This window comes from Gulbenkiania mobilis (assembly GCA_004346645.1).
GTDB classification, from domain to species: Bacteria; Pseudomonadota; Gammaproteobacteria; order Burkholderiales; family Chromobacteriaceae; genus Gulbenkiania; species Gulbenkiania mobilis.
The window spans coordinates 46,259-63,362 of sequence record SMDA01000002.1; the positions used below are offsets into that span (position 1 = coordinate 46,259).

Annotated in this window: 20 protein-coding genes and 2 tRNA genes; 9 read left to right on the forward strand and 13 right to left on the reverse strand. The window is 64.6% G+C overall.

Features of this window, described 5'->3' with window-relative positions; genetic code table 11:
- Window positions 1–24: 24 nt before the first annotated feature.
- The 4 genes from EV669_RS03010 to cutA all read right to left on the reverse strand — a co-directional run bounded on the left by EV669_RS03010 (window position 25) and on the right by cutA (window position 1,300).
- Window positions 25–351: a hypothetical protein gene (locus EV669_RS03010; protein WP_055433990.1), complete on the reverse strand. Its 327-nt coding sequence runs from the start codon at window positions 349–351 to the stop codon at window positions 25–27.
- A gap of 371 nt (window positions 352–722) precedes the next feature.
- Window positions 723–798, reverse strand: a tRNA-Lys gene (locus EV669_RS03015).
- 24 nt (window positions 799–822) lie between these two features.
- Window positions 823–898: transfer RNA gene (locus tag EV669_RS03020), tRNA-Lys, on the reverse strand.
- A 69-nt stretch (window positions 899–967) separates the two neighbouring features.
- Window positions 968–1,300, reverse strand: a complete 333-nt coding sequence (cutA, locus tag EV669_RS03025) for a divalent-cation tolerance protein CutA (protein ID WP_132097858.1) — start codon at window positions 1,298–1,300, stop codon at window positions 968–970.
- Window positions 1,301–1,314: 14 nt separating this feature from the next.
- Between cutA and EV669_RS03030 the strand changes: the two genes are divergently transcribed.
- Entirely contained in the window at window positions 1,315–1,740 is a 426-nt protein-coding gene (locus tag EV669_RS03030) for an FxsA family protein (protein WP_054286803.1), read from the forward strand.
- Here EV669_RS03030 and EV669_RS03035 read toward each other — a convergent pair.
- The gene (locus EV669_RS03035) at window positions 1,737–2,030 is read right to left on the reverse strand and encodes a DUF167 domain-containing protein (protein ID WP_054286804.1); all 294 of its coding nucleotides are present in this window, start codon (window positions 2,028–2,030) and stop codon (window positions 1,737–1,739) included. The two genes, EV669_RS03030 and EV669_RS03035, sit on opposite strands and share 4 nt — an antisense overlap.
- A 69-nt stretch (window positions 2,031–2,099) precedes the next feature.
- Between EV669_RS03035 and EV669_RS03040 the strand changes: the two genes are divergently transcribed.
- The 6 genes from EV669_RS03040 (at window position 2,100) to EV669_RS03065 (ending at window position 6,305) form a co-directional block, all read left to right on the forward strand.
- Window positions 2,100–2,564 carry a Dps family protein gene (locus EV669_RS03040; protein ID WP_054286805.1) on the forward strand — a complete coding sequence of 155 codons (465 nt, stop codon included), beginning with the start codon at window positions 2,100–2,102 and terminating at the stop codon, window positions 2,562–2,564.
- A gap of 41 nt (window positions 2,565–2,605) precedes the next feature.
- The gene (locus EV669_RS03045; protein WP_132097859.1) at window positions 2,606–3,469 is read left to right on the forward strand and encodes an energy transducer TonB; all 864 of its coding nucleotides are present in this window, start codon (window positions 2,606–2,608) and stop codon (window positions 3,467–3,469) included.
- A gap of 24 nt (window positions 3,470–3,493) precedes the next feature.
- On the forward strand, window positions 3,494–3,868 hold the full coding sequence (locus EV669_RS03050; protein WP_055433987.1) for a hypothetical protein: 375 nt from the start codon (window positions 3,494–3,496) through the stop codon (window positions 3,866–3,868).
- Between the two features lie 32 nt (window positions 3,869–3,900).
- On the forward strand, window positions 3,901–4,308 hold the full coding sequence (locus EV669_RS03055; RefSeq protein ID WP_055433986.1) for an acyl-CoA thioesterase: 408 nt from the start codon (window positions 3,901–3,903) through the stop codon (window positions 4,306–4,308).
- Window positions 4,309–4,348: 40 nt separating this feature from the next.
- Window positions 4,349–4,840, forward strand: a complete 492-nt coding sequence (locus EV669_RS03060; protein ID WP_054285142.1) for a peroxiredoxin family protein — start codon at window positions 4,349–4,351, stop codon at window positions 4,838–4,840.
- A gap of 403 nt (window positions 4,841–5,243) precedes the next feature.
- The gene (locus tag EV669_RS03065; RefSeq protein ID WP_132097860.1) at window positions 5,244–6,305 is read left to right on the forward strand and encodes a DUF4214 domain-containing protein; all 1,062 of its coding nucleotides are present in this window, start codon (window positions 5,244–5,246) and stop codon (window positions 6,303–6,305) included.
- A 62-nt stretch (window positions 6,306–6,367) separates the two neighbouring features.
- Here EV669_RS03065 and EV669_RS03070 read toward each other — a convergent pair whose 3' ends face one another.
- From EV669_RS03070 to def, 8 genes are all read right to left on the reverse strand, one after another.
- Window positions 6,368–7,126, reverse strand: a complete 759-nt coding sequence (locus EV669_RS03070; protein WP_055433985.1) for a HesA/MoeB/ThiF family protein — start codon at window positions 7,124–7,126, stop codon at window positions 6,368–6,370.
- 44 nt (window positions 7,127–7,170) lie between these two features.
- Window positions 7,171–8,439 carry a sigma-54-dependent transcriptional regulator gene (locus tag EV669_RS03075; RefSeq protein WP_054285144.1) on the reverse strand — a complete coding sequence of 423 codons (1,269 nt, stop codon included), beginning with the start codon at window positions 8,437–8,439 and terminating at the stop codon, window positions 7,171–7,173.
- On the reverse strand, window positions 8,439–10,547 hold the full coding sequence (locus EV669_RS03080; RefSeq protein WP_054285145.1) for a sensor histidine kinase: 2,109 nt from the start codon (window positions 10,545–10,547) through the stop codon (window positions 8,439–8,441). Before EV669_RS03080 ends, EV669_RS03075 begins: the two co-directional genes overlap by 1 nt.
- Window positions 10,547–11,143 (reverse strand): DUF4390 domain-containing protein, encoded by a 597-nt coding sequence (locus EV669_RS03085; RefSeq protein WP_054285146.1) that lies wholly within the window; start codon window positions 11,141–11,143, stop codon window positions 10,547–10,549. Before EV669_RS03085 ends, EV669_RS03080 begins: the two co-directional genes overlap by 1 nt.
- Entirely contained in the window at window positions 11,106–12,356 is a 1,251-nt protein-coding gene (rsmB, locus tag EV669_RS03090) for a 16S rRNA (cytosine(967)-C(5))-methyltransferase RsmB (protein ID WP_055433984.1), read from the reverse strand. Before rsmB ends, EV669_RS03085 begins: the two co-directional genes overlap by 38 nt.
- 106 nt (window positions 12,357–12,462) lie before the next feature.
- On the reverse strand, window positions 12,463–13,317 hold the full coding sequence (gene htpX, locus EV669_RS03095; protein WP_055433983.1) for a zinc metalloprotease HtpX: 855 nt from the start codon (window positions 13,315–13,317) through the stop codon (window positions 12,463–12,465).
- 32 nt (window positions 13,318–13,349) lie between these two features.
- Entirely contained in the window at window positions 13,350–14,279 is a 930-nt protein-coding gene (fmt, locus tag EV669_RS03100) for a methionyl-tRNA formyltransferase (RefSeq protein WP_132097861.1), read from the reverse strand.
- Between the two features lie 17 nt (window positions 14,280–14,296).
- Window positions 14,297–14,800 carry a peptide deformylase gene (def, locus tag EV669_RS03105; protein ID WP_054285150.1) on the reverse strand — a complete coding sequence of 168 codons (504 nt, stop codon included), beginning with the start codon at window positions 14,798–14,800 and terminating at the stop codon, window positions 14,297–14,299.
- A 121-nt stretch (window positions 14,801–14,921) separates the two neighbouring features.
- Between def and EV669_RS03110 the strand changes: the two genes are divergently transcribed.
- Both EV669_RS03110 and dprA read left to right on the forward strand, forming a co-directional pair.
- Window positions 14,922–15,953, forward strand: a complete 1,032-nt coding sequence (locus tag EV669_RS03110) for a LysM peptidoglycan-binding domain-containing protein (RefSeq protein ID WP_132097862.1) — start codon at window positions 14,922–14,924, stop codon at window positions 15,951–15,953.
- Entirely contained in the window at window positions 15,950–17,074 is a 1,125-nt protein-coding gene (gene dprA, locus EV669_RS03115; protein ID WP_132097863.1) for a DNA-processing protein DprA, read from the forward strand. Before EV669_RS03110 ends, dprA begins: the two co-directional genes overlap by 4 nt.
- The last annotated feature ends 30 nt before the right edge of the window (window positions 17,075–17,104 follow it).

Consider the following 17,104-nt stretch of genomic DNA (forward strand, 5'->3'; position numbering starts at 1 on the left):
GCCCCCGACGCGGACGCCGCCCCCTTACTGGGCAGACTCCTTCTGCTGCCACGCACGCTGCAATGCCGCCGTCGCCTGCTCCATGGCCGACTGCGCTGCCATCACCTCGGTGCCCGCAGCCGTTTCTTCCGCCTGCGCCCGCGCAAGTGCCGCTTGCGCATCCGCCAGCCGGCTTTCTGCCGTCTGACGCGCCCCCTGCGCCTGCGTTTGCCGGCTCTTGGCCTGCTGTAATCGGCTGCTGGCCGACTGATAGCCCATCTGCGCAGAAAGCAGGACCGAATCCACATCCTGCGCCACTGCCGTAGCCGCCAGCGCCCACAGGCCCAGCGCACCCACTTTCCAACCGTGCATACCGCCTCCAGAACGTTATATCCACCCATTATCGGCCCCAGCCGCGCGCTGCCTCAAGCACGATCGGCCGCAGCCATTCGCGCACGCCTTGGGCGATGACTCTCCGCACCCTATCTTCTCAAAGTGCGCGATGCCGGCCTGGAAAACAGACCCGTCTGGCGCGGCAGGCAGCCTTGTAAGGCGGGGCCTCTTGTACCGGCCCACGCCCCAGAACGCTGATAAAATAGCCCCAGGCGGCAGGCGTGTGCACCTCGCAGGCACGTCACAGCAGACCTACCGTACGGGAGGGGGAGAGCGGCATGCAGCCGTGGCCTTGCGCAGCGGAAAGACAAAAAGCCCGGTCGCGTGGACCGGGCTTTTTGCTTGAAACTTGGTGGGTCGTGCAAGATTCGAACTTGCGACCAACGGATTAAAAGTCCGCTGCTCTACCAGCTGAGCTAACGACCCTCAACCGCATTCGGTTGGGTCTCGTGGTGGGTCGTGCAAGATTCGAACTTGCGACCAACGGATTAAAAGTCCGCTGCTCTACCAGCTGAGCTAACGACCCTCGAGAGTCCGCAACTATACAGACGGGTCAGCAGGGCGTCAACTTTTTTTTCATGCGCCGGACTGAACCTCAGCCGGCGGCAGGCGTCTTAAGGACTTCCGACTCCAGCCACGCAAGATAGGCGGGCAGGCCGGCCACCACCGGCAGGGCAATGATTTCCGGCACATCGTACGGATGCAATGCCAAAAGCCGGGTTTCCAGCGCCGGATAGGCATCCTCTGTGGTCTTGATCAGCAGGGGCACTTCGGTGGCAGTTTCCACCTTGCCCTGCCATCGGTACACCGAGGCCACCGGCGACAGGCAGTTGACGCAGGCGGCCAGTTGCTCTTCGACAAGCTGGCGCGCTATGCGGCTGGCAACATCGGCGTCGGGCATGTTACAAACGACCATCAACCCTTTCATCGTTTCCTGACCTCATGCGTGGATTGCTGCTGTTTCTGCTGTTGTACCCGTTTCTGGAAATCGCCGGGCTGGTGATGCTGGCCGACCGCATCGGCGGCGGCCCGACGCTGCTATGGCTATTGTTCACCGGCGTGCTCGGTTTGGCCATGCTGCGCAACCAGCGTGTGGGAACACTGCTCACGCTGGGAGCGATGTTCCGCCAGGGCGAACGCGTGTCACTCTATTCGCTACTGTGGCCGGTGCGCTACCTCTTGGCCGGGCTGCTGTTCCTGATCCCGGGCGTGATCAGCGACGTGCTGGCGGTGCTGTTGCTGCTGCCCTTGGCCGGCCCCAAGCTGCGCCCCCCGGGGCCCGGCGGCCCCTCGGCGCCTGAGGGCGTGATCGAAGGAGAATACACCCGCGTGGACGACACACAGGACCCGAACCGCCGCCTGCACTAGCCCGCCAAGCGGGCCACCACCTCGTCAGCGGTAATAGGGGCATCCACGACCAGCAGCTTATTCCGACTACGCTCACCGGACACCAGGCAGACGCAGCGCCGGGGGACCCCCAGCGCTTCGGCCAACCACAGCACCAAGGCGGCGTTGGCCTTGCCGTCCACCGGCGGTGCCGCCAGACGGATCTTGAGTGCACCGTCGTGCTCTCCGGCCAGTTCGGTCTTGCGGGCGCCAGGCTGCACGTAGAGTGTGATGCGCAGGGTGCCGTCCTGTACGGCAAGCCAGGTTTTCATGCATGAACCCTGTAAAATGGGGCTTCATTTTAGGTAGCGCCTGCTACAGCAAACAAGGAGGCTTTTGTCATGGATATCGGAATCAACGAACAGGACCGCGCCGAGATCGCTCAAGGACTGTCGCGCCTGCTGGCCGACACCTACACCCTGTACCTGAAGACGCACAACTTCCACTGGAACGTGACCGGACCGATGTTCAACACGCTCCACCTGATGTTCGAGACCCAGTACAACGAGCTTTCGCTGGCAGTGGACCTGATTGCCGAGCGCATCCGTGCCCTGGGCCACTACGCACCCGGCAGCTACGCCGACTATGCGCGCCTGACCTCGATTCCCGAGGCGGAAGGCGTACCGCGCGCCGAAGACATGATCCGTCAGCTGGTCGAGGGTCATGAAACCCTGTGCCGCACGGCTCGCGGGCTGTTCGATGTGGCCGGCCGTGCCGAAGACGAGCCTACCGCCGACCTGCTGACGCAGCGTCTGCAGACGCACGAAAAGACGGCCTGGATGCTGCGTAGCCTGCTGGAAAAATAACCACTGCGGCTGGGCCTGCGGGCCCGGCCCTTTCTGCAGCCATGACCCGATCCCTTTTTTCCGAGCGCTCCGGATTGCTGTTTCCCGCCCTGCTCGCGTCACTACTGCTGCACGCCCTGCTGCTTATTCCGGCCGGGCCCCGCAAGCAGGAAGATTCGGGCGCAGCACCGTTCCGGGCGCGCCAGATCGACATCCGCCTGCAACCGCCTGACAAAGTGCATCCTCCTGCCACCGAACGTGTGGCGCCTGTATCGCGTGCCGGCAGCGGCAACACATCCCGCCCCGACCATCTGGCCAGCAGGCGCCTGCCTGCCCCCATCCCGGCGACGCCGCCCCCCCCGCCCCGACCTGAGGCCGCCCCGGTGCCGGAAACGCCCGCTCCGGCCGCCACGCCGCCCAAGGTGATGCGCGACCCGGCCCGACCGGACCGCAGGTTGGCCGAAGCGCCCACGCCAAAAGGCGCGCCCGTAACCGCCAGCACCCTGCTGGCCCAGGCGGCAACGCTGGCGCGCGAAGGCGGTACCGATATGCAGGACAACAGTCTGGAGAGCGGCCCCCGCACAGCGGTGTATGGCGTGTCGGCACGCGGTGCGGTCTGGGCGCAGTATGTGCAGGACTGGATCCTGAAGGTGGAGCGCATCGGCACCCTCAACTATCCTGAGGAAGCCCGCACCACACCCGGCGGGCCGGTACTGCGGGTGGTGGTCGGGCGCAACGGCAGCCTGCAGAAGGTGGCAGTGGTACGGACCTCCGGCAACCCGGCGGTGGACGAGGCCGCACGGCGCATCGTGCGCATGGCAGCCCCCTTCCCGCCCCTACCTGCCAGTGTGGCGGCCGAATACGGCGCGCTGGTGATCGAAAAACGCTGGATGTTCACCACGGACAGCCGGATGAGCGGACAATAGCCCTTTGCCCCTAGGAGCCACACCATGTACGAAGTCAACCGCAGCATCGCACTGATCCGCCCGCGTACTCCGTTCTTCGACTGGCTGCAGGCCCTGCCGGGCAACATCGCAGAGGGCCTGACGCTGGACGACCTGCGCAGTGACAGCAATGCCCTGTTGATCCCGCCCAACGACGACGCCGAAGATGCGCTCGCCTTTATCATGGAGCGGGCGGAATCGCTGTTCGCCGCCGAGCTGTCGGACTGGTGCGAGGATGATGCGCTCTGGCCCGACACACTGGATGCGGACACCTTCGCGGTCTGGTTCGATGTGGAAATCCACACCATCCTGACCGACCTGGTCGACGCGCCGCTTGAGCGCGAGCAGTTCGAGCCCTTCGACCTTCCCCAGGCGGACTGAACCGCCGACGACACATCCACACAGAGGAAAACATGGCACATACCACCAAGATCAAGGTCCGCGGCTATCACCTGGACCTGTACCAGCATGTCAATAACGCCCGCTATCTGGAGTTTCTGGAGGAGGCCCGCTGGACCTTCTTCGAGGAGCGTGGCGACCTGGGCTGGTTCCTGCAGTCCGGCCTGGCGCTGGTGGTGGTGAACATCAACATTGATTACCGCCGAGCCGCTACAATGGGCGATGAACTGGCGGTGGAAACCACCGTCAAATCAGTTGGTAACCGCAGTGCGGTGATCCACCAGTGCGTGAAACTGGCGGGCACCGACAAGGTGGTAGCCGAGGCGGACGTCACCTTCGTGGTGTACGACGCCAAGCAGGACAAGGCTGTTCAACTCGAAGGCCAACTCAAGACGTTGCTCGAAGACCTGATGGAAGGCTGAGCAGCCGGCAGTTCGGCCAACTTTTTGTAGACGGAAGAAGATGAAAAAAGGTCTGATTGCGCTGGCTGTGGTGCTGGTGGCGGGCTTTGCTGGCTATACGCTGCTTTCGGGTGGAAATGCCGCACCCGAGGTCACCTACACCTCGATCACCGGCAAAACCGCCTCCACCGCATCCCTGAAGGGCAAGGTGGTGCTGGTCAACTTCTGGGCCACCAGCTGCCCCGGGTGCATCCAGGAAATGCCCGAACTGAAGAAGACCCACGAGCGTTATGCACCCCGTGGCTTTGAGACGGTGGCAGTGGCCATGAGCTACGACCCGCCCAACTACGTGAAGACCTATGTAGACACGCACCAGCTGCCGTTCCACGTCACGCTGGATGCCCAAGGCAGCATTGCCAAGGCTTTCGGCGACGTGCAGCTGACGCCCACTTCGGTACTGATCGACAAGGAAGGCAACATCGTCAAGCGCTACGTCGGTGTACCGGACTTTGCCGAACTCAACGGTCTGATCGAGCAGAAGCTGAAGGCCTGAGCAGGCGTGCTTCGCAAACTTTCAGCCCCGCGCCCAGCGGGGCTTTTTGTAGTGCGGTGCTGCCGGGCTACACCTCACATACCTACACGGCCACCAATATCAAGAACAGTGGCGAATGGACCTGCTGGAGCAACAGTGGCTATTCGTGCGCGATACATGGCGACGGTTCGGTCTGTTCCGGCAATAACGGCTGCTCGTGCTGGTGGTATGCGAAAGGCAGCGGCGGGAATTGCTATGTGGCGACGAGTATGACGTGTACCCGTACCGGCCCGTGAATCCACCCTGACACGGCTTGCTTTGAGTAGTGGAACCAGCCTAAAGCAAAGCAAGCCGTGCACTTGCGCTGCTCAAAGCCAAAAGTGCATGATGAATTCATCAACAAAACTTCACTAGGAGACGAGCTATGACTACCCCGACCGCCGTACTGAATGCCGATGGCAGCATCGACTACGCTGAGTTTGCCCCAGAGGGTCAACTGATCCAAACCCATGTCACTTCAACTATGGTGAAGTCGCTGGAGTCGATGATCGCGGGCTGGGTCACAACCAATATGAACCAGCCCGCGCTCACGCCGGATATGGTCATCATCGCCAACCTGGCGGTAGCGGACGGCCTGATCACCTCCACGCAACTGGCGAATTGGGCGACCAGCCAAAACATCATCGTCAAGGACATCTTCACCGGCAATGGCACTCCGACACCGACCACCCCGACCACCAGCCAGTCTTTCGTGTCGGCCATGAACGACCCGGCGCTGACTACAGCGGCAAACGCCCCGACTGCGACACAGGCACAGACCACCGCGACGTTGAACCAACTGCAAAGCGCCAGCCCGACCGTGCCAGGGCCAACCCCGATTCCCGGTCACGACGTACAGGCCGATCAGGTGCAGGGCGCCTACATCGCGTTTTACGGTCGTCCAGCGGATGTGGCAGGCCAAAGCTACTGGATGGATCAACTGCAAAAAAGCGGTGGCAATCTGGATGCGATCATCAACTCCTTTGGCAACTCGGCGGAATCGAAAGCGCTGTACGGGGCGTCCTCGGTCGATCAGCAAGTCAGCAACGTCTACCACCAGCTTTTTAACCGTGCGGCGGATACGGGGGGGCTGAACTATTGGGTTGACCAGATCAATACCGGCAAAGTCTCGCTGGCGGGAGCAGCAATGGCGATCTTCAATGGCTCGGTTGGCTCAGACAAAGCGCAGATCAACAACAAGATGGTTGTTGCCAGTGCCTTCACCGACTCTCTAGCTCACAACAGTTTGGCTAACTCGCTATACACAGGGGAAACCGCTGCCGCTAACGCTCGCAGCTACCTGTTCGCGACCAACACGGACACTACCTTGGCGGGCAAGCTGGCCGGAATTTCCGACGCGGTGGCTCTGCACATCCAAAGTGGCATCGACGCCGATCTGGCGGGGGTGGGCATCACCCTTACTGGCATGATCACGACCCACGTATGAAGCGGATGACTGCTGCGTTGGCGGTGGGGGTGCTGGTCGTGTCTTGCGGCGCGTGGGCCAGCTCATGACCGCTGCCGGCATACCGGGCAGTCCGGGTCGCGGGGTACGCGGGTTTCACTGAAGTGGCCAGACCACGCGGCATAGCGCCAGAAACGCCCGGCACTGCCGCGCTCGCCCACCAGCCACTTGACCGCCTCGACCGCCTGCAGACTGCCTAGCACACCCACCAGCGGAGCCAGCACACCGAAGGTCGCGCAGGGCCCGTCACCTTCATCGCCCTCATCGGGAAACAGGCACTGGTAGCAAGGGGAGGCTGGATTGGCCGGATCGAAGACCGCAAGCTGCCCTTCGGTGCGCACAGCAGCCCCCGACACCAGCGGCACCCCGGCAGCAAAGCACGCCCGGTTCACGGCGTGGCGGGTGGCAAAATTGTCCGAGCAGTCCAGCACCAGCGTCTGCGCCGCCACCAGCGTCGTCAGACGGGCTGCCTGCAGGCGTTCGTCCAGCGCCACCACCTGGCACATATCGTTCAGCGCCCGGGCGCGTTCGGCCGCCGCCTCCGCCTTGTTTCGGCCAAGGTCGGCCTGGGCAAAGGCGATCTGGCGCTGCAGATTGGACAGGGCCACCGTGTCGGCATCGGCCACCGTCAGCGTGCCGATGCCGGCGGCCGCGAGATAGAGCACTACCGGCGAACCCAGACCTCCCGCTCCCACCACCAGCACGCGGCTGGCAGCCAGGGCGGCCTGACCGGTCAGGTCGATCTGGGGTAGTAGGAGATGACGGCTGTAACGCAGCAGCGCAGCGTCGGAGAGTTCGCTCATGGAAGGCAGCGGGGCAGACCGGCCACCCAAGGCGGCCGGCGGGGTCATTCTTCTGCAGTACGGCGGATGAACTTGATGTCCAGCTGCTTGAGCTTGCGGTAAAGGTGGGTGCGCTCGAGGCCCACCTTCTGGGCGACGCGGCTCATGTTGCCGTTCTCGAGGGCGATGTGATACTCGAAGTAGCGACGCTCCAGTTGCTCGCGCAGCTCGCGCAGTGGCAGGTTGAAGTCGAAGCCGGTCTCCTCCACCGGCTTTTCGTGCCGAAACTGGGCGAGCACCTTGTTGACCTCGCCCGCGTCGATCTCGTCGCTTTCGGCCGTCAGCGCCAGGCTCTTGATGATGCTGCGCAACTGCTCGAGATTACCCGGCCAGTCGTACTGGCGCAGCGCATTGAGCGCGGATGTGGTCAGCCGGCGCCCCGGCACCTGCTTGGATTCCACCAGCTCGGTCAGGATCTGCTCCGCAACAAAGATGATGTCTTCGGCGTGCTCTCGCAGCGGGGGGATCGGGACGATGACGCTGGAGAGCGCGGTCAGCAGCCGGTTGTCGCACTCCGGGTCCACCAGCAGCTCTTGCAGCGGACGACTACAGGAGCACACCAGCCGCACGTTGAAGCGGTCGAGCTTGGAGAGCATGAACAACAGGCCCTGCTGCACGCGCCGGCCATACTGGCCGATCTCGGGCAGGAACAGTACCCCATTGTTGGCCTTCTGCAGCAGCTCCAGCGGCGCATCGGCCAGCTGCTCTGGCTTGCCCAGCGTCACCCAGGGAGTGTTGCCTTGGTGAAAGAAGCGTGCCACCAGTTCGAAGCCCGAGCCGGGCTCGCCCGTCAGCAGCACCGGCGAGCGCACCTTGGAGACACGCTCCAGCTGGCGTTTCAGTTCCTGGATGGGTTCGCTCTTGCCGAGCTTGTCCAAGTTGAGCGAGGTATTGGCCTGCATGTCACCGTATTTCAGGGCACGCTGGACGGTGGAGAGCAGCTTCTGCAGCGCGATCGGCTTTTCCAAGAAATCGAACGCACCGATGCGGGTGGCTTCCACGGCGGTGTCAATGCTGGCGTGGCCGGACATCATGACCACCGGCATGTTCAGTTGGCCGGACTTGGCCCATTCCTTGAGCAGCGTGACGCCATCGCAGTCCGGCATCCAGATGTCGAGCAACACCAGGGCCGGCCGCGTCTGGTTTCTCAACTGACGGGCGACTTCGGCGTTTTCGGCCAACGCGATGGTGTAGCCCTCGTCCTGCAGGATCTCGGACAACAGTTCGCGGATGCCGATTTCGTCGTCGACAATCAAAATATCGCTGCTTCGCATTAGGCCTCCAGCAATGGCAGGGTGAGAAGAATGCGCGCACCGTGCGGTTCGGCATTGACCAGGGTGACCTGGCCGTGGTGCTCATCCACGATCTTCTTGACGACGGCGAGCCCCAGCCCGGTTCCCTTCGTCTTGCTCGTTACATACGGTTCGAAGGCTCGCGGCAGGATGTCGGCACCGAAGCCGGGGCCATTGTCCTCCACGCAGATTACCGCGCTTCTTCCTTCTTTTCGGCTGCTAATTTGAATGATCGGGATGCCAGCGTCAAGGACCGCATCCTGCGCATTCTGAAGGAGATTGTGTACAACCTGCCGCAGCAGCGCCGCATCCCCCATGATTTCCAGCGGGGTTTCCGACAGGCTGACGCGGATGGCCGGCTGGGCCTCGTAGAGCGTCATCACTTCGCGCAGCAGTGCGTTCAGCTCCAGCGGATTGAGCTGGGTGCGCGGCGCGCGTGCGTATTCTCGGAAAGCATCTACCATGCCCTTGAGCGCTGTGACCTGTTTGACGATGGTGTCGGTGGAACGGCGCAGCATGTCGGCGTCCGCCGGTTCGAGCTTGTCCGAGAGCTTCATCGCCAGCCGCTCGGCGGACAGCTGAATGGGCGTCAGCGGGTTGCGGATCTCGTGCGCCAGACGCTTGGCCACTTCCCCCCAGGCGGCATCGCGCTGGGCGCGTGCCAGTTCGGTGATGTCGTCGAACACCACCACATGCCCGCTGCCATAGCTCTCGGGCAGGGACGAACCGCGCACCAGCAGCGCGCGTTCGCCTTGGGGCGCCTCGAAGCCGAGCTGTTTCTGCCAGTCGTGGCTGCCAGGCTTTCGGCTTTCGGAAAGGATGAGGTCGATCAGCGGCGAGAGGGCCGGCACGCGGGTGGCCCAGGCCGGCATGACACTGGGGGCGAGCTCGCTGAAGTCCACCGCCAGAATGCGCGCAGCACTGGTATTGGCCGCACGCAGCTTCCAGTCGCTGTCGAAGGCCATCACACCGGCGGAGAGGTTGGTGAGAATACTCTCCAGGTACAGCTTGCCCGCTTCCAGTTGGCTGCGGTTTTCCTCGGCCAGGTGCCGCGCGTCGTCCAACTGCTGCGTCATACGGTTGAACATCGTGGTGAGGATGCCCAGCTCGTCGCGGCGGTAGACCGGGTGGCGCCGCGAGTAGTCGCCTTGCGCCACCGCGCGCGTGCCTGCGGCCAGTTCGGCCAAGGGGGCCGACAGCCGCTCGGACAGGAAGAGTCCGAAAGCCAGCGCGGCGGTCAGGGCCAGCAGACAGGCCAGGGCAAGCGTGAGGGTGTAGAAGGTGGTCAGCCCGCTGCGCGCCAGCAGCAACTGGCGATAGTCGGCGCGCGCCTGCTCGATCAGCTCGGCATCGCGGGCAATGGTTTCCGGGGCGGCCTGCTGCACTTGGAGGATGCGCGCTTCATTGCTGGCGGTGCGGTAGGCGAGCAGCACCTTCAGGTAGAGATGCTGGTCAGGGCCGTTCTCGATGCTCTGCACCGGTTGGCGTGGCCGCAGGGTGCGTACCGCATCACGCCCCGGCGGCATCGGCAGGCGATCCAGGGCTACCCCGGCAAAGCCCACCAGCTGCCCGCTACGGGTGAACACGGCGATTTCCGACAGCCCCAGCTGCTCGCGCAATCGCTCCAGCCGCGAGGGGAGCAGCACATCGGAAGTGGCATCGATGTCGTCCAGCACCACCCGGCTCTTTCGGCCAACGTCTTCCAGCACGTAGCCCAAGGCATTTCGGCCCAGATCGAGCCCGCGGTCGAGCGCGGCCTCTACGCTGACGTTGAACCAACTTTCGATGCTGCGGGTGAGGAACTGGGCGGAGACGGTGAACACTAGCGCACCCGGCACCAGCGCCACCACGGCAAACATCACCACCAGGCGCTGGGCCAGCTTGGCACCGAACACGCGACTCTTCACACGCTGGCGCAGCTTGAGGATCTGCCGGGCTACCACCCCTGCCAGCGCGGCAAACAGCAGGGCATTGAGCCCGAACACCCACCAGTAGTACTCGGCCAGCTTGGAAGTGTTGCCGGTGGCCAGTGCCAGCAGGTACAGGAGAATGGCCGACAGCGTCGCCAGGGCGATGGCGGCGTAGCGCATCAGCTCGGCTCCCGCCGGATGCCGAGGCCGACCCACCCGGAGGAGAGGGACCAGTCCGAGGCCCCGAGCGCATTGAGCTGGAAGGGCTTGGGCAGCTCGGCGATGTCCAGCTGCAGCCGTACCTTGCCGGCCACCTCGTCTGGGCCCAGCCCGGCGAGCTGACCGGGCTCGAGCACGCGCCAGCCGCGGATAGCCCCGACCATGGCCAGCGCTTCGGCCAAGGTGCCGTAGTAACTGGAAAGGCCGCCGATCGTCACACGATAGCGGTTGGTCAGTGTCTGATAGGCAATCTTGTAGGCAATGGCAGCGTGCGGGTCGAACAGGTCGCGCAGATTGAGGTAGTAGGCGGCCATGCGGGGGCGGGTCAACTCGAACTCCAGCCGGAAGGTGAGCGTGACGCCCTGTGCCAGGGCTTCGGTCAGCGAAGGCGGCAGCTTGATGCCAAAGCGGGTGTCCACGGCCAGCTGCCCGTTAACGAGCTCCGCTTCGGCCATGCGCGAGGCAATGGTGTCGGCCTGCGCAGGCAAGGCCAGGCAGGCCATCAGTACGGCCAGAACGCTAAGCCTTTGCCAGCAGCGCGTAATAAAAGCCGTCATGTCGGGGGCCAGGAAGCAGTTGCTCGTCGCCTTCACAGGTGGCATCGGCATGGCGGGACAGGAAGCTGTCCAGCTGCCGCCGGTTTTCTTCGGGAAAAATCGAGCAGGTAGCGTAAAGCATTTTGCCACCGGACGCGAGCAGCCCCCAAAGCGCGTCCACCATCGCGGCCTGCTGTCGGGCCAGCAGGGCGAAGTCTTCCGGTCGGCGCAACCACTTGATGTCGGGGTGACGCCGCACCACGCCCGAGGCCGAGCACGGCACGTCGGCGAGAATACGGTCGTAGGGACGGCCGTCCCAGAAGCTGTCGGGCCTGGCGGCATCGGCCGCCACGGTCAGCGCCGACAGCCCCAGCCGGTTCAGGTTCTCGCGCACCCGCTCCAGACGGGCCGCGTCGATGTCGAGCGCGGTCAGCTCAATGTCAGCCAGCTCCAGCATGTGGCCAGTCTTGCCGCCCGGGGCCGCGCAGGCATCCAGAACGCGCTGGCCGTCGGCAAGTTGCAGGCGGTGGGCCGCCTGTTGCGCCCCCCAGTCCTGCACCGACACCAGCCCGTCGGCAAACCCCGGCAACTCTTTTACCGGCACAGGGCGCGCGAGCATCAGCGCCTGCCCGTCCAGCACAGTGCACTCCAGCCCAGCCTGAGCCAAGCGAGCGGCATAATCCGCAGCCGCCTCGTGCCGGTGATTGACGCGCAGGGTCATCGGCGGATGGGTATTACCAGCGGCCAGCACGGTCTGCCAATCCTGCGGATAGGCCACCCTGAGGCGATCTACCCACCACTGCGGGTGATTCCAGCGCGCTAAAGGATCGTTGTGGGCGGCTTCGGCCAACGTTTCCTTCTGTCGCAGTGCATTGCGCAGCACACCGTTGACCAGCCCCTTGAAGCGCCCCCCGGCATGGTGCGCTGCGGCGTTCACCGTTTCGTTGACCACGGCATAGGCAGCCGCGCGTGTATGCACCAACTGGTACAGGGCCACGAGCAGCAGGCGTTCTACTGCAGGCTCGGGCAGGGCGCGCGGCACCAGGTGACGCAGCATCCAGAGAAGTTCGGAGCGGTAGCGCAGAACACCGTAGGCGATGTCCTGCAGGGCGCCTCGACTACCGGCATGCTCGGTGGCCAGGCGCTGCTGGGCGTCGGCGAGGGCATCGGTCAGGGTGCGACCGTCTTCCACCGCCGCCAGAATGTCGGCGGCGTGTTGCTGAATAGAACTCATGCAGCTTCCAAAAAAAACCAGCCACCGCCGCATGGGCAGTGGCCTCGGTAGGGCAGCCGGCGGGCGGCTGCCCGGACAAGGACGCCAGGCGTCCGGATCAGGTATTTCAGAGACGCCCTTGCGCCAGGGCCTCCAGACGCGCGATGCGTTCCTCGGTATGGGGATGGGTGCGGAACAGGCCACTTATCCCTCCCCCGGACAGCGGGTTGATGATCATCATCTGTGCGGTTTCGGGGTGGGCTTCGGCCGCCTGCAGCGGCAGCCCTTGGGCATAGTACTCGATCTTGCCCAGGGCCGACGCCAGGGCCAGGGGGTCGCCGGACAGCTCGGCACCACCACGGTCGGCCTCGAATTCGCGCGCGCGCGAGATTGCCATCTGGATCAGGCTGGCCGCAAGCGGCGCCAGAATGGCCACCAGCAGACCGGCAAGCGGGTTGACCGGACGGCCCTCCTCGTCCCGACCGCCAAAGAACATCGCGAAGTTGGCCAGGGCCGAGATGCCGCCGGCCAGCGTGGCCGAGATGGTAGAGATCAGCGTATCGCGATGACGGACGTGTGCCAGCTCATGTGCCATCACGCCTCGCAGCTCGCGGTAGTCGAGCAGGCGCATGATGCCGGTAGTGGCCGCCACGGCGGCGTGGGCCGGATCACGGCCGGTTGCAAAAGCGTTGGGCTGGTCCTCGTGGATGACATACACGCGCGGCATCGGCATGCCGCCGCGAGCGGCCAGCTCGGCCACCATGTTGTAGAGTTCGGGGGCGGTGGAGGCGTCTACCTCCTGTGCGTTGTACATGCGCAACACCATCTTGTCCGAATTCCAGTAGGCCCAGACGTTCATCGCCCCGCCCAACAACAAGGCCAGCAACATGCCGGTCTTGCCGCCCAGCATGGCGCCCACCACACCGAACAATGCCACGATGGCCGCCATCAGCACGGCCGTCTTCATCCCGTTCAATCCCATTGTCTTACCATCCTGTCCAGATTGTTGTTGTCTCATCCGCCGCCAGCATCAAACCGGGCGCCCTCCAGCCCCGGTCGGCCTGCAACGAACTCGCGCGCGGCCAGCCGCCTGCCCCCGGGGGCCTGCAGGCAGGTGATACGCACCGCGCCCACGCCACATGCCACCACCATGCCCTCGGTATCCGCCCGCAACACCCGGCCCGGCTCGCCGTCCCCCTCACAGGACACCGCATGCCACAGCTTGAGCGTCTCGCCTCCCAAGGTGGCATGCGCACCCGGCGCCGGGTTGTAGGCCCGGATGGCGCGCGCCACAACGCTGGCAGGCTGCAGCCAGTCGACGCGGGCTTCCTCCTTGACCAGCTTGGTGGCATAGGTCACCCCCTCGTCTGGCTGTTTGACAGGAGTCAGGCTCTGCAGGTTCGCCAGCGCCTCGACGATAGCGGCCGCACCCGCTTCGGCCAAGCGGTCGTGCAGGCTGGCGGCTGTTTCCTCCGGATCAATCCGAAGCGGCCGGACCAGCAGCATGTCGCCCGTGTCGAGACCCGCATCCATCTGCATGATGGTGATGCCGGTCTGCGCATCGCCCGCCAGCAGCGCACGCTGGATGGGCGCCGCGCCGCGCCAGCGCGGCAGCAGCGAGGCGTGGATGTTAAGGCAGCCGCGTGCCGGAATGTCCAGTACGGCCTGCGGCAGGATGAGCCCATAGGCAGCCACCACCATCACTTCCGCGCCCACATCACGCACCAGCGCCTGGGCTTCCGGGGTTTTCAGGGTGAGCGGCTGCGCCACCGGCAGCCCATGCTCCAGTGCCAGTGTCTTGACCGGGCTCATCTTGAGCTTCATGCCGCGCCCGGCAGGACGGTCCGGCTGGGTCAGCACCAGCGCAATCTCGTGGCCGGCCTCGATCAGGGCGGCCAGTGCCGCGGCGGCAAACTCCGGCGTACCGGCAAAGATCAGTTTCATGCGCGCTTTCCGGGTGGTCAGAGGTTGCGTTTCTGGCGTTTCTTCAGCTTGGTGCGGATGCGTTCTTGCTTGAGCGAGGACAGGTATTCGACGAACACCTTACCGTCCAGATGGTCGATCTCGTGCTGAATGCAGATCGCCAGCAGGCCGTCGGCCTCCAGTTCGAAAGCTTCGCCGTTGCGGCCGATGGCGCGCACGCGCACGCGCTCGGCACGGGTAACCTTGTCGTAGATGCCGGGCACCGACAGGCAGCCTTCCTCATACACCGTCTCTCCGTCTCTCTCGAGGATTTCCGGATTGACGAAGGCCATCGGCGCACTGCGATCGTCGCTGATGTCGATCACTACCACCCGCTCGTGCACATTTACTTGCGTCGCCGCAAGGCCGATTCCGTTGGCTTCGTACATGGTCTCGACCATGTCGTCGATCAGGGTGCGGATGCGCTCATCCACGGTGGCAACGGGGGCGGCCACGGTATGCAGCCGTTCGTCTGGGTAATGCAAAATGGTTAACAGCGCCATTTTTCCTCATGCTCCACGTTGTCGCCGACGGGCTGGGGCGTTGATAATAGCCAGCCGGAGAACAGTTATGCCGTTCGGGTGCAGGCGCACCCGTCAAATTTTGAATATTGGGGCACTTTTCATGCGTAAAAGCATTATATCGCTTGCGCTGGCCTTGGGCCTCGCATTCCCCGTGCTGGCCGACACGCTGACCCTGCGGCCTGACGCACCGGCGCGCTATGTCGTGGTGCGCGGCGACACCCTGTGGGGCATTTCCGGGCGTTACCTCAAGAGTCCCTGGCGCTGGCCGGAGCTGTGGCGCATGAACCGCGACGAGGTCCGCAACCCACACCTCATCTACCCGGGCGAAGTGCTGGTGCTCAGTTGGGTGAACGGCCGGCCGCAGCTGTCGCTCGAAGGCGGGCAGCGCGTGGTCAAGCTCTCGCCACGCATCCGCATCGAGGATGCGGACAGCGCAGTGCCCAGCATCCCGGCCAAGGTCATCGAACCCTTCATCAAGCGGCCGCTGGTGGTCAGCGAAGCGGAGTTCGCGCGCTCGCCACGCATCATTGCCGGCCCGGACGACCGCGTCATCCTCAGCCAAGGCGACAGGCTGTATGCCCAGGGCCTGGACGAGGGTGGAATATGGCAGGCTTACCGCATGAACAAGCCGCTGACCGACCCGGATACCAAGGAAGTGCTGGGCTACGAGGTGGTGTACGGCGGTGACGTGCGCCTGGAGAAGGAGGGTGAAGTGCAGACGCTGCGCGTGGAACGCGTGGCCGAGGAGATCGCCGTGGGCGACCGTCTCGTGAAGGCTCCGCGGGCCCTGTTCGTGCACTACGCACCCCATCCGGTGGACGAGAGCGTACGCGGCAAGATCATTTCCACCTACAACGGGGTATCGGGGGCGGCACAGTATTACAACGTGGTGATCAACCGGGGCGCCCAGCAGGGTGTAGAGGTGGGTCATGTGTTCGGCGTCTTCAAGCGCGGCCCTGATGTCGAGGTGACCGGCAGCGACGGTAAGAAGAAAAAGGTCAGCCTGCCCACCGAGCAGGGCGGCAAGCTCTTCATCTACCGGGTGTTCGACAAGGTGGCCTACGGCCTGGTGATGGAAAGCCAGGTTCCGCTGAACGTGGGCGACGAAGTGGCCGCCCCGGTGGACGAATGACACTGCCGGTAGAATGGCTGCGGGCGGCGCTCACGCCCGGCATCGGTCCGGCCGGCTTCCTCAAGCTGATCCAGGCCTTCGGGGACATCGCCGCCGCCGTGTCGGCCAGCCCCTACCAGCTGGAGCCGCTGATCGGGCCCGCAGCCGCGCGGGCTCTGAAGGAAAAAGTCTCTGAACCTGATGTGGAAGCGGCCTTGGCATGGGCCAGCCAGCCCGGGTGCAGCCTGTTGACGCTGCTGGACGCGGATTACCCGGCCCAGTTGGCCGAAGCGGGCGCGGCCCCGCCGCTGCTGTTTGCACGTGGGCGGCGTGAGCTCCTTTCCCGACCGATGCTGGCCATGGTGGGCAGCCGCAACGCTACACCGCAGGGGCTAGGCATCGCCCGCGATTTTTCTGCCGGGCTTGCCGAGTCCGGGTACACCATCGTCAGCGGGCTGGCCAGCGGCATCGACACCGCGGCGCACGAGGGCGCCCTGGGCAGCGCGGCCTCAACCGTGGCCGTCATCGGCACGGGCATCGACCGGGTTTACCCTTCGGCCAACCGTGCCTTGGCCCATCGGCTGGCCGAAGAAGGGCTGCTGCTGTCCGAGTTTCCACTGGGCATGCAGCCCCTGGCGGAGAACTTTCCGCGCCGCAATCGCATCATTGCCGGGCTGGCCCGTGGCTGTCTGGTGGTGGAAGCAAACGTCAAGTCCGGATCGCTGATTACTGCCCGCCTTGCCGCCGAGGCGGGGCGGGAGGTGCTGGCCATTCCTGGCTCCATCCACAACGCCCAGGCGCGCGGCTGCCACCGCCTGATCAAAGAAGGCGCCAAGCTGGTGGAGACGGTAGAGGATGTGCTGGAAGAAGTCGGGCGGCTCGGTCCGACGCGGCTGCGCCGGCGGACACCGCCCTCTGCCGCCGTTCCGCCCACAGCGGTTGCGATGCCCGAACTGCCCGATGGGCTGTCCGATACCGCACAGCGGCTGCTTGAAAGCATGGGCTACGACCCGATCTTGGCCGATACGCTGGCAGACCGACTCGGGTTGACGGCCGGGGACGTTTACGCGATGCTTCTCGAGCTGGAACTGGCGGGCCTGATCGCCGGTTTGCCCGGACAGCGCTTCCAGCGTCTGCGCTGACAGCATCCCGCCCTGCGCCAGTACCTGCCC

Coding starts and splice junctions, on each gene's coding strand:
- EV669_RS03050 (WP_055433987.1), top strand. CDS start 3,494: ATGTACGAAGTCAACCGCAGCATCGCACTGATCCGCCCGCGTACTCCG.
- EV669_RS03040 (WP_054286805.1), top strand. CDS start 2,100: ATGGATATCGGAATCAACGAACAGGACCGCGCCGAGATCGCTCAAGGA.
- rsmB (WP_055433984.1), bottom strand. CDS start 12,356: ATGAGTTCTATTCAGCAACACGCCGCCGACATTCTGGCGGCGGTGGAA.
- EV669_RS03070 (WP_055433985.1), bottom strand. CDS start 7,126: ATGAGCGAACTCTCCGACGCTGCGCTGCTGCGTTACAGCCGTCATCTC.
- EV669_RS03010 (WP_055433990.1), bottom strand. CDS start 351: ATGCACGGTTGGAAAGTGGGTGCGCTGGGCCTGTGGGCGCTGGCGGCT.
- EV669_RS03060 (WP_054285142.1), top strand. CDS start 4,349: ATGAAAAAAGGTCTGATTGCGCTGGCTGTGGTGCTGGTGGCGGGCTTT.
- htpX (WP_055433983.1), bottom strand. CDS start 13,317: ATGGGATTGAACGGGATGAAGACGGCCGTGCTGATGGCGGCCATCGTG.
- fmt (WP_132097861.1), bottom strand. CDS start 14,279: ATGAAACTGATCTTTGCCGGTACGCCGGAGTTTGCCGCCGCGGCACTG.
- EV669_RS03065 (WP_132097860.1), top strand. CDS start 5,244: ATGACTACCCCGACCGCCGTACTGAATGCCGATGGCAGCATCGACTAC.
- EV669_RS03110 (WP_132097862.1), top strand. CDS start 14,922: ATGCGTAAAAGCATTATATCGCTTGCGCTGGCCTTGGGCCTCGCATTC.
- EV669_RS03030 (WP_054286803.1), top strand. CDS start 1,315: ATGCGTGGATTGCTGCTGTTTCTGCTGTTGTACCCGTTTCTGGAAATC.
- def (WP_054285150.1), bottom strand. CDS start 14,800: ATGGCGCTGTTAACCATTTTGCATTACCCAGACGAACGGCTGCATACC.
- EV669_RS03045 (WP_132097859.1), top strand. CDS start 2,606: ATGACCCGATCCCTTTTTTCCGAGCGCTCCGGATTGCTGTTTCCCGCC.
- EV669_RS03085 (WP_054285146.1), bottom strand. CDS start 11,143: ATGACGGCTTTTATTACGCGCTGCTGGCAAAGGCTTAGCGTTCTGGCC.
- EV669_RS03080 (WP_054285145.1), bottom strand. CDS start 10,547: ATGCGCTACGCCGCCATCGCCCTGGCGACGCTGTCGGCCATTCTCCTG.
- dprA (WP_132097863.1), top strand. CDS start 15,950: ATGACACTGCCGGTAGAATGGCTGCGGGCGGCGCTCACGCCCGGCATC.
- EV669_RS03075 (WP_054285144.1), bottom strand. CDS start 8,439: ATGCGAAGCAGCGATATTTTGATTGTCGACGACGAAATCGGCATCCGC.
- EV669_RS03035 (WP_054286804.1), bottom strand. CDS start 2,030: ATGAAAACCTGGCTTGCCGTACAGGACGGCACCCTGCGCATCACACTC.
- EV669_RS03055 (WP_055433986.1), top strand. CDS start 3,901: ATGGCACATACCACCAAGATCAAGGTCCGCGGCTATCACCTGGACCTG.
- cutA (WP_132097858.1), bottom strand. CDS start 1,300: ATGAAAGGGTTGATGGTCGTTTGTAACATGCCCGACGCCGATGTTGCC.